Consider the following 10,079-nt stretch of genomic DNA (forward strand, 5'->3'; position numbering starts at 1 on the left):
CGATTCCAGGAATCGCGCGCCGGAGCCGGCTGTCGGATCAGGTCTCGTACAGCATTCGCTGCGAGGCGTTGTTGTTGTACGTGCCGTTCAGATTGCCGTACCACTTCGCGGAACCCTGGTACCCGTAGCCCGGGAAGGAGTCCCAGGTGCCGCCCCAGCCGCTGTTGTAGTAGATGCGGACGACGTACGCCGAATAGTTGTAGGCGGACGCCGCGTTGTTCTTGAGATAGGTGCCCTGCCCGTTCCGGCCGTCCAGCTCGAAGGAGTAGCGGGCGCAACCCTGCGACGAGCAGTTGGTCGGGTTGGCGTCGTAGTTGTGCACATCACCGAAGATGCACCGCTTCGAGCCCGCGTTGTTCGAGTTGTAGTAGAGGCCCAGACCCTGGCCCGCGGTGCCGCACGTGACCTGCGTTCCGTCCGGCGGGAGCGCGCTGGCGGGCATCGCGCCGGCGAGCACGAACCCGCACGCGGCGACAGCCGCGATCAGCAGGGTTTTCAGTGATCTCAGAGACTTCATTTTCCCCTCCTCTTTCGTGTCGGGAAGGAGACGCGGCACGCGGAACCGCATGCCCGCGCCCCTCCTCCCCCCTGTCCTGCCTCGCGTCGAGCGACCTCGGGCAGGCACAACTGTGGTGTCCTCCGGTGCTTTCCTCACCGGAAGCGGGCGGCGCGGCGCCGCCGCGAGGGCTCCGTCACGTCGGGTACGGCCCCGGCACCCGCGCCCGGTGTCTGGTCCCAGGCCCGGATCTTGGCCGCGACCCGCCGCAGACGCGCGTCGCCCGGACGCGCCGTGAGATAGAACAGGCCCTCGTACGGGCGCCGGTCCTCGCCGCCCCACCGCACGACACCCTCGGTGTCGGCGACGATGTCCCGGATCGTCAGCTCCTGGCCTGCGGTGAATCCGCCTCCCACGCCGGGCGGGTAGAAGTCCGGCCGGATGACGACGGCGGTGCCCGACGCCTGGTTCGACTCGGGGAGCCGGCTGTCGCGGACCGCCGACGGCGCCGACCAGCCCTTGACGGGGTTCGGTTCGCCGGGCAGACCGAGGGTGTCGACCTCGTAGTGGAAGCGACGGATCACATGGACCAGCACCGTTTCGGTGTCTCCCATGCGTACGGCGACCTTCAGGCCGGTGCCCGGCACGTCCCGGGTCACGATGTCGCCGCCGTCGTCGACGGCCTTCTGCATCTCCCACCGGTTGGCGGAGGGCCGGCCGGTGAGCAGCCGGCGCTGCCGGGCCTTGACGCGGCGCAGCGCCTCCTTGAGTTCGTCGTTGCCGACGGGCGGCGGGCTCGGTGCGGCGGCGGCCGGGCTCGCGAGGAGGCCGGTGGAGGCGAGGCTCGCGGCGGTGGTGACACCGGCCGCGGCGGTGAGAGCGTGTCTGCGGGTCATGTCGATGGGGCTCAACAGGTCAGCCTTTCTTCTCCGCTGCCGAGCGCCGCCGGCGGTGGAGTACGCCGGAGACCAGGGCGCAGCCGAGCGCGAGCAGCAGCAGGACAGCGAGGGACGGGTTGATGGAGTCGGGGATGACGACGGTGTAGTCATGGCCGTTCGCGGCCTCGCACACGAGACGCAGCGGGATGAAGTCGCCTCTGCGGCCGACCAGGGCCGGTGTTCCCTCGGGGCGCTGCCGCTCGCACTCCTCGGCCTGCTCCTGGTCCTCCAGGAACAGGACGTGGAGACACCCCCAGAGGTAGAGGGCGAGCGTCATGGCGACCGCCGCCAGCGACAGGTCCCGCCACACGGCGGACGGGGTGCGCCGGAGCCGGGCCCGCCGGGAGAACCGTGAGAGCAGATACACGGTGAGCCCCAGCACGGTCGTCGCGCCCGAGATCAGGACGGCGAACAGCACCGCGAAGTCGTGCCCCTGCCAAGGGCCGGAAGCCGTGACCATGGGTGCTCAGGACTCCCGGACGATCCGGTTGTACTTCTCGAAGATCGCGTAGAGGGGCATCCGAAGCTGTGCGTCGGATTCCGCCTGACCACCGAAGCCCTGATAGCGGCGGAGGATCTCGAAGGTCTCCGTGTCGGTGTAGTCGAGGTCCGGGAGGCGGATCGGTGTCTCGGCGTGGTCGCCCGCCTTGCCGTCGGCCGCCCACATGTGCAGGTGCGGGACGGTGCTCAGGTTGAAGACGTTGTCCTGGTTGACCTTCTGCCACATCGCCCAACGGTCGCCCTCGTCGGTCGAGTCGAGGATCGTGCCCTCCAGGCGCCCCGCGCTGATCGAGTTGTTGCGCGACAGGATGCAGGTACGTCCCGAGACCTTGGCGACGCCCGTGCTGGAGTCGACCAGCTTGCTGACGCCGGGAAGGTCCTTGCCCCAGTCCGGTATGGAACCCGTGTGGTAGAGGACCACACCGGCGTCCTCCACCACGTCCTTGTAGCTGTAGTGGCAGAACTCCCAGAAGGCCGAGGTCTGGATGAGGGCCTTGCGCATGCGGTACCTGCGGGCCGCCGACGTGATCATGGCGTCGTAGTTCATGATCGTTTCGAAGCACTCCTGCCGGCTGTAGACGTATCCCGTGCTGCCGGGCCGGCCGATCGACTCCATGTACTCCTCGACGTCCGTCAGCAGGGCCAGCAGGTAGGAGGGGTGGATACCGATGTCGAGCTTCTGCGCCGGAGCGGTGTGGAAGTCGCCCTGAGCGGTGTCCCGTCCGGACGCGATGTTGTTGTCGATCTCGATCCGGCCGTCACCCGAGCCGACCGCCTTGGTGACGATCTGGTCGTAGGCCCAGTTCTCCGGCATCGCGTAGCCGAGATTGCCGGAGAAGCCGGACGACATGTCGGACACGAAGCTGGCGTCCGCGTAACCCTCCGCGGAGACCCTGGAGCACGCGTTGCGCGGGCCGTACACCCCGATCTTGTACGGGTTGCCCAGCTGTGCCATCTCCTCCTTGATCTTCTGGAAGTACGGCAGGATGTGGGAGGTGACCTCGTCGTTCACCGCGTCGTAGTCGACCGCGAAGTAGATGCGTGAGTCCTGCTTGAAGCCGTGCTCCTCAGCCTTGAACGCGGCGTTCCGGCAGTCCGCGAAACCCTGCTCGGGGCTGTAGTAGTCGACCGAGCGCGCCCATGTCTGGTAGATCGGGAAGCAGCGCAGCCCGTACTCCTTGATGGTGGCCAGCTCGCCGGGCTGGATCTCCTTCTCCGGCAGATCGGTGGTGGAGGGGTTGTACAGGTAGCGGCCGATGTACTTGTAGCCGGCGGCCTTCAGGGCCTGCGCACGGGCGGGAGTCACCTTGGTGACGCCGTCGCACGCCTCACCCTGGCGGGTCTGGTCGCCGTACGACACGAGCAGGGAGGACCAGGTCCGGAAGTCCGCCTGCCCGTTGACGGCCAGTTTCATGAACGACTGGAAGGTGCTGACGCTGCCGGCCAGCGAGGAGCTGAACGAGGACGAGAAGGACACCGGGCGCTTGTTGAGCACCATGGCGGCGGTGAAGAGCTGCACCCACACCCCGGACGAGCCGGTGGCCAGGGTGTGTTCCTTCAGACCGGCCTGAGTGCCGGGGCCGAACGCCCCGTTCGCGACTCCGTCGGCCATGCCGATCTCGTACTGGACGGCCAGGAGCATCGACTTGGCGACGTCGCGGGAGTGGTGACCGTCGCAGGGGATGACGTAGTAGTCCTTGCGCAGGACGTAACGGCCGTTGAGCCACTGCTGGATGGAGCGGACGCTGTCCGAGCCGCCGTTGACGGTGACGTACGCGTCCATGTTGAACAGGCCCTTGACCGCCTTGGGCCACAGGGAACTGTCCGGGTAGACGGTGTCCACGCCCATGTTCTGGTGGAGCTTCACCACCGCGGCCTTGACGCGGGAGTTGTACGTGCCGTCGAGGTCACCGCCGTCGTAGCCCTTGCAGTACAGGGCGGACTGGATGATCCGGCAGAAGTTCGCCGACGGGATCGTGGTCTCGTCGAGCTTGCCGTACTTCTCCCCGAGGGCGGCCAGCGTGCCCGGGCCGAAGCTGTCGGACAGGGAGCTGATGCCCATCTCGTACTGCAGGGCACGGGTGAGGGCGTACATGACGGTCCAGCCGGTCTGGCCGTTCTCGTTCAGTTTGGATATGCCGAGGGTGGCGCCGTTCCCGTAGGTGGTGTTGATGAATCTCTGGGCGAGACGGACCATTTCGTCAGCCATCGAGTTCCTGATTCGTGAGAGGGCGGCACCGGATCAGCTCATGGGTGAGCCGTCGGTGGCCTGTTTCGGGCAGGGGATCGCGCACGACCGGGTACGGGCGCGGGCGGATGTCCGGCGAGGAGTCGCCGGTCGGGCGGTGTGCGGGAGTGGGTGCGCGCGGATCGGCGGCGCCCGGCCCGTTGGGGCCGGGTGCGGGCCCGGGTTCAGTTGGAGGTGAACGTCCCGGACGGTCGGATCAGCGCTTCGGGGCCGGTCGCCGGGAAGGCGGAGGAGGCCCGGAGGCCGGCCGGCTCAGGTGTGTCCGCGGAGACGGCGGCGGGCCGGCGGCCGTGCGTCGCACGGTGGTTCACGGCGGGTGCGGATTGTTCGGCGTCGCTGACCTGCGTCATCACGAGAAGACCCCCCTGGATCCTGGCTGTTGCTCTTCCGCGAGGGTCCCTCCCCAGGGCCCGTCGCGACGAGCAGAAACCTAAGCCAGCCGGGGCGTCGGCGAGAAGTCTTATTCAACGGCGCGGCCACACCGGGCGGTTGGCGGAAGTGACCGAAAGTGATGGGCGGTGTCGGAATGCTCAACCTATGTGCAGGAATTTCACCGCAGCTGCACTCTCTCGCCACTTCTTCACTTTTGGCGAGGGCGGCGCCTGGAGTATCGGTCACAAGTTCGATGAATGGTCTGTACCTTTGACGTGCCTCGTTCAACTCCGCCGCACCCGGACCCCCCAAGGTGACCGGGCCGTCGAAGATCGCCGCCGGGGCGTCCTGTCGTGGGAGACGTTCAACTGTGCTGGTCAGTGGCCGTGCGAGGACATGTTTACGGGCTCACTTGAGCGCAGAGTCATCGCCGGGCATATGCATGTGGCCTTGATCACAGTCGACTTGGCGGCACGTTCCGTCGGCCTGACGGCATGTTTCCGTCGGTCTGACGCGCGCCTGCTCCGGCGCGGGCGACCGGCCGCGCGCCCGCGCGAGACGGCTCTCGGGGGCGACGCGGACCTAACGTCCCGCAGCGGTCGCGAGCGCCCGGCGCTCCACCCGGGCCGCGTGCGTTCCGAACAGCGTCACCGAGACCACACCGAGCACCGCGAGCAGTCCGAGCGCCGCCGTCGCGCCCCAGCCGCCGGTGTGGAAGGCCACGGCGCCGAGCGTGCCGCCCGCGCTGCTGCCCAGGTAGTACGCGCTCTGGTAGAGCGCCGACGCCTGCGCGCGGCCCGTCTTCGCCGTTCGGCTCACCGCCGACGAGGCGACCGCGTGGCCGGCGAAGAAGCCCGCCGTGATCAGGACCAGGCCGAGCAGTACGGCGCCGAGCGAATCCGCCAGCGACAGCAGCAGACCCGCCGCCGTCGTCCCGACCGCCAGATACAGCGCGCCGCGCCGGCCCAGCCGGGCGACCAGCTTCCCGGCCGCCGCCGAGGAGACCGTACCGACGAGATAGACCAGGAAGATCGAACCGACCACGCCCTGCGGGAGGTTGAACGGCGCCTCCACCAGCCGGAATCCGATCGCCGTGTAGACCGCGCCGAACACGGTCATGAAGAGCGCGCCGATCGCGTACAGCCTGCGCAGCAGCGGATCGGCCAGATGACCGCCGACCGTCTTCGCCAGCGAGCGCGGACTCAGCGTCCCCGGGCGGAAGTTGCGGGCCTTGGGGAGCAGTACGCGGAAGGCCACCGCGCACACCAGGGCGATCAGGCCGACCGCCGCGAGCGCGGCCCGCCAGCCCCACAGCTGACTGATCCAGCCGGCCACGACGCGTCCGCTCATGCCGCCGATGCTGTTGCCCGCGACGAACAGTCCGATCGCGCCGACCAGCGCCTTGGGCCGTACCTCCTCCGCGAGATACGCCATCGCGGAGGCGGGCAGCCCGGCCAGCGCCGCGCCCTGGACCGCGCGCAGCGCGATCAGCCACTCCAGGTTCGGCGCGAACGGCACGAGCAGCCCGACGACCACCGCGACCGTCAGCGAGACGGTCATCAGCGTGCGCCGTCCGAAGCGCTCGGACAGCGCGCTGAGCGGCAGGACGAACAGCGCCAGCGCGCCGGTCGCGGCCGACACGGTCCAACTCGCCTGTCCCGCCGTCACACCGAGGTCGGCGGTGATGGCGGGCAGCAGCGCCTGGGTGGAGTAGAGCAGCGCGAAGGCCGCGACCCCGGAGGCGAAGAGACCGAAGCTCATCCGGCGGTAGCCGGGGCGGCCGGGGGTCAGGGGTTCGGCGGGCGAAGACGGTACGGACGCGGACGCGGAGGCGAGGGCACCCGTGGTGACGGGCGCCTCTGTACTGACGTGGGGCATACGAGGAACGTAACGACGCCCATCTCATGCGTCCAATGCATGGAATCGTCATAATCGTTCCCATGGAGCATCAACGCAGGCCCAGGCCCCGGCTGTCATCAAGCAGTTACGTACAAGACACCCCACCGTCGAACCCGGCACCCACCGCCGAGCTCGACCCCGAGTCCTGGTCCGCGCTGCTCGCCCCCCGTCTCGCCCAGTTCGCCGGCGTCGCGCGCCACGAACACGTCACCCGCGCCGCGCAGGACATGAACATCCCGCAGTCCACGCTCTCGCGCGCGATGGTCCGCCTCGAACAGGACCTGGGCGTGGCCCTGTTCGCCCGCAAGGGCCGTACCGTCTCGCTCACCCCGGCCGGCCGCGCCTTCCTCACCTCGGTGGAAGGCGCCCTCGCCGAGGTGGAGAGGGCGGCCGAATCCGTACGGGCCGACGCCGACCCCGCGTCGGGCAAGGTCGCCTTCGGCTTTCTGCACACGATGGGCTCCGAGACCGTCCCCGAACTGATCCGCGCCTTCCGCGCCGACCACCCCCGCGTCCGCTTCCAGCTCGTCCAGAACTACGGCGAGGCGATGCTGGAACGCCTCCGCGCGGGCGAGCTGGACCTCTGCCTCACCTCCCCGATCCCCGAGGCCCCCGACCTGGTGGCCCGCCGCCTGGACGAACAGCGGCTGCGCCTCGTCGTCCCCGACGACCACCGCCTCGCCGGCCGCAGACGTATCCGCCTGGCCGAGGCGGCCGACGAGACGTTCGTGACCCTCGAACCGGGTTACGGGCTGCGCCGCATCACCGACGACCTCTGCGAGGCCGCCGGATTCCGGCCCCGCGTCGCCTTCGAGGGCGAGGAGGCCGAGACCCTGCGCGGCCTGGTCGCGGCGGGCCTCGGCGTCGCGCTGCTGCCGCCCCCGGCGGTGGCCCGCCCCGGTGTCGTGGAGCTGACGGTCACCGCGCCCCGCGCCGTACGCGAGGTCGGTGTCGCCTGGCTCGACGGCCACCCCGACACCCCGCCGGTGGCGGCCTTCAAGCGCTTCCTGCTCTCCCGCCGGGGCCATCTGCTCCCCGATTGAGGCCGGTCGCGCCGCTACGGCCGCAGGGAACGCCCGAAACCCGCCGCGAGCGGCATGCGCAGCCCCAGCGGCGGCGGCGCGGCCAGCGCGTCGGCGACGGGCCGCGAGTACGTACGCGAGAGCAGCGCGCCCAGCACGAAGTCCACGGCCAGCGCGAGGACTTCACCGTGATGCTGGCGCAGCGCGTGCCCGTCGGAGTGGACCTCGAAGCGGCAGGTGTGCCGGTTGGCCCTCCTGGCGCGCTCCGCCAGCCGGAGCGACAACTCGGGGTCGCTGCGCTCGTCGTTGGTGCCGTGCACGATCAGCACCTCCCGGCCCGCCAGCTGGGTCACCGGCTCCGGCTCCACCCCCGCCGCCCCGTCCGGCAGCCAAGGGGCCATCGCCAGCACCGAGTTGACGGCCGGATGCCCGGCGGCCCGCAGCGCGGCCCGTCCGCCCATCCCGTGCCCGGCCAGACAGACCGGCACGTCGCCGTAGCGCCGTACGACCTCCTCCACCGCCCACCCGGCGTCCGCCGAGAGCTGCGCGTCGGCGCCGTTCCAGCCGCGCGAGCGGTAGCGCACCATGTGCACCAGCAGCCCCTCGCCAGCGCCCGCGCGGGCCAGCGTCCGCGCCAGCGGCAGCATCGACGCGTAGGCGACGGTGGAGGGCCCACGTGCGGATATGGGTTCACCCGGCGGCAGTACGAGAACGACCCCGCCCACCTCCGGTGGAGAGGCCGGCGCGGAGACCGCCCGCCCCAGCCGTGCCTGTGACTCCGAACGACGCCCACGCACCCCCGTGCCACGCCCCGGCGTGCGCCCGCCGGGGCCGGGAACTGCCTGCTGTCCCATAGCAGAACAGTCTCAGAAGGTGAGGTGTACGCCACCCGTACGCACGGTCACTGTTACGTATCGGCGAGGGGTGCTCTACGCGCGTAGGCGGTAGGGTGCGGAGATGACGAGCCAGACCTACCGACCGCCTACGGCCGACCAGATCCGCCGCGCCCCCAAGGTGCTCCTCCACGACCATCTCGACGGGGGCCTGCGCCCCGGGACGATCGTCGAACTCGCCCGCGAGACGGGCTACGAGGGCCTTCCCGAGACCGAGCCGGACAAGCTCGGCCTCTGGTTCCGCGAAGCGGCCGACTCGGGGTCGCTGGAGCGGTATCTGGAGACCTTCGCGCACACCTGCGCCGTCATGCAGACCCGCGACGCGCTCTTCCGGGTCGCCGCCGAGTGCGCCGAGGACCTGGCGGGGGACGGTGTCGTCTACGCGGAGGTGCGGTACGCCCCCGAGCAGCACCTGGAGGGCGGCCTCAGCCTCGAAGAGGTCGTGGAGGCCGTCAACGAGGGCTTCAAGGAGGGCGAGCGCCGCGCCCGCCAGGCCGGCTTCCGTATCCGCGTCGGCGCCCTGCTGACCGCGATGCGGCACGCGGCCCGCGCGCTGGAGATCGCCGAACTGGCCAACCGCTACCGGGACTCGGGCGTCGTCGGCTTCGACATCGCCGGCGCGGAGGCGGGCTTCCCGCCCACCCGCCACCTCGACGCGTTCGAGTTCCTGAAGCGCGAGAACAACCACTTCACCATCCACGCGGGCGAGGCGTTCGGCCTCCCGTCGATCTGGCAGGCCCTCCAGTGGTGCGGCGCCGACCGGCTCGGCCACGGCGTGCGCATCATCGACGACATCGAGGTCGCCGACGACGGCTCGGTCACCCTGGGCCGGCTCGCCTCCTACGTACGCGACAAGCGCGTCCCGCTGGAGCTGTGCCCCAGCTCCAACCTGCAGACCGGCGCCGCCGCGTCGATCGCCGAACACCCCATCGGCCTGCTGCGCAAGCTGCATTTCCGGGCGACCGTGAACACGGACAACCGGCTGATGAGCGGGACGAGCATGAGCCGTGAATTCGAGCTGCTGACCGAGGCGTTCGACTACACGCTCGACGACATGCAGTGGTTCTCGGTCAATGCGATGAAATCAGCATTCATTCCTTTCGATGAACGACTGGCCATGATCAACGACGTGATCAAGCCCGGATACGCCGAATTGAAATCCGAATGGCTGTTCACGCAAACCGCTACGACCAGCGAGTCTCTGGGCTGAACAGAGCGATCACCGCGCAATGGAAACGGGCCGGGACACGCCGTCCGGCCCGTTTCCAGGTGTTTGCGGGCAGTGTGCGGCGGTGGCTAACTTGCAGGGCCGCTCATATTCCCCATTCCCCAAGGGACGTAACTCCTCATGAAGCAGTCCGCTGCCAAGACTCTCGGCGTCGCCGCCCTCGGTGCCGCTTTCGCCGCCACCGCCGCCGGTAGCGCATCCGCCGCCGCGCCCGCCGTCCCGGACGCCGGTGCCACCCTGGACAGCGTCACCAAGAACCTGCCGACGGAGTCCCTCACCAAGAACCTCCCCGACGGCACCGCGGAGGGCGTGACCGCCGCCCGCAGCGCGGTCGGCAGCGGCGTCGGTACGGTCCAGCAGACCGCCCCCACGGCCCTCTCCGCCCTCACGGCCGCCAACCCCCTCACGGGCCTGCTGGGCGGCCTCCCGGTCGGCACGCTCGGCAAGTAGCCCTCCGGGCGCACGACGGCGGGGTCCCACCC

10 protein-coding genes are annotated in these 10,079 nt (G+C 69.9%); 3 read left to right on the plus strand and 7 right to left on the minus strand.

The features are described 5' to 3' along the window. Nucleotides 1–37: 37 nt before the first annotated feature. The 6 genes from ACFUN8_RS35460 to ACFUN8_RS35485 form a co-directional block, all read right to left on the minus strand. Complete coding sequence (locus ACFUN8_RS35460; RefSeq protein WP_383647034.1) at nt 38–517, minus strand: hypothetical protein; 480 nt, start codon at nt 515–517, stop codon at nt 38–40. A gap of 134 nt (nt 518–651) precedes the next feature. Continuing rightward, the gene (locus ACFUN8_RS35465) at nt 652–1,392 is read right to left on the minus strand and encodes a hypothetical protein (RefSeq protein WP_383647056.1); all 741 of its coding nucleotides are present in this window, start codon (nt 1,390–1,392) and stop codon (nt 652–654) included. Between the two features lie 19 nt (nt 1,393–1,411). Next, nucleotides 1,412–1,894: a hypothetical protein gene (locus tag ACFUN8_RS35470; RefSeq protein WP_383647036.1), complete on the minus strand. Its 483-nt coding sequence runs from the start codon at nt 1,892–1,894 to the stop codon at nt 1,412–1,414. A gap of 6 nt (nt 1,895–1,900) precedes the next feature. Then, entirely contained in the window at nt 1,901–4,144 is a 2,244-nt protein-coding gene (locus ACFUN8_RS35475; RefSeq protein WP_383647039.1) for a glycoside hydrolase domain-containing protein, read from the minus strand. A gap of 203 nt (nt 4,145–4,347) precedes the next feature. Continuing rightward, on the minus strand, nt 4,348–4,533 hold the full coding sequence (locus ACFUN8_RS35480; protein WP_383647042.1) for a hypothetical protein: 186 nt from the start codon (nt 4,531–4,533) through the stop codon (nt 4,348–4,350). A 604-nt stretch (nt 4,534–5,137) separates the two neighbouring features. Continuing rightward, the gene (locus ACFUN8_RS35485) at nt 5,138–6,433 is read right to left on the minus strand and encodes an MFS transporter (RefSeq protein ID WP_383647045.1); all 1,296 of its coding nucleotides are present in this window, start codon (nt 6,431–6,433) and stop codon (nt 5,138–5,140) included. Nucleotides 6,434–6,495: 62 nt separating this feature from the next. Between ACFUN8_RS35485 and ACFUN8_RS35490 the strand changes: the two genes are divergently transcribed. Continuing rightward, nucleotides 6,496–7,497, plus strand: coding sequence for a LysR family transcriptional regulator (locus ACFUN8_RS35490; RefSeq protein ID WP_383647047.1), 1,002 nt, complete (start codon nt 6,496–6,498; stop codon nt 7,495–7,497). 14 nt (nt 7,498–7,511) lie between these two features. Here ACFUN8_RS35490 and ACFUN8_RS35495 read toward each other — a convergent pair whose 3' ends face one another. Next, nucleotides 7,512–8,330: an alpha/beta hydrolase gene (locus tag ACFUN8_RS35495; protein WP_383647049.1), complete on the minus strand. Its 819-nt coding sequence runs from the start codon at nt 8,328–8,330 to the stop codon at nt 7,512–7,514. Nucleotides 8,331–8,433: 103 nt separating this feature from the next. Between ACFUN8_RS35495 and ACFUN8_RS35500 the strand changes: the two genes are divergently transcribed. Then, entirely contained in the window at nt 8,434–9,579 is a 1,146-nt protein-coding gene (locus tag ACFUN8_RS35500; RefSeq protein ID WP_383647052.1) for an adenosine deaminase, read from the plus strand. Between the two features lie 138 nt (nt 9,580–9,717). Further along, on the plus strand, nt 9,718–10,047 hold the full coding sequence (locus ACFUN8_RS35505; RefSeq protein WP_383647054.1) for an ATP-binding protein: 330 nt from the start codon (nt 9,718–9,720) through the stop codon (nt 10,045–10,047). Nucleotides 10,048–10,079 lie beyond the last annotated feature (32 nt).

The organism is Streptomyces sp. NPDC057307, assembly GCF_042667665.1.
Lineage (GTDB): Bacteria > Actinomycetota > Actinomycetes > Streptomycetales > Streptomycetaceae > Streptomyces.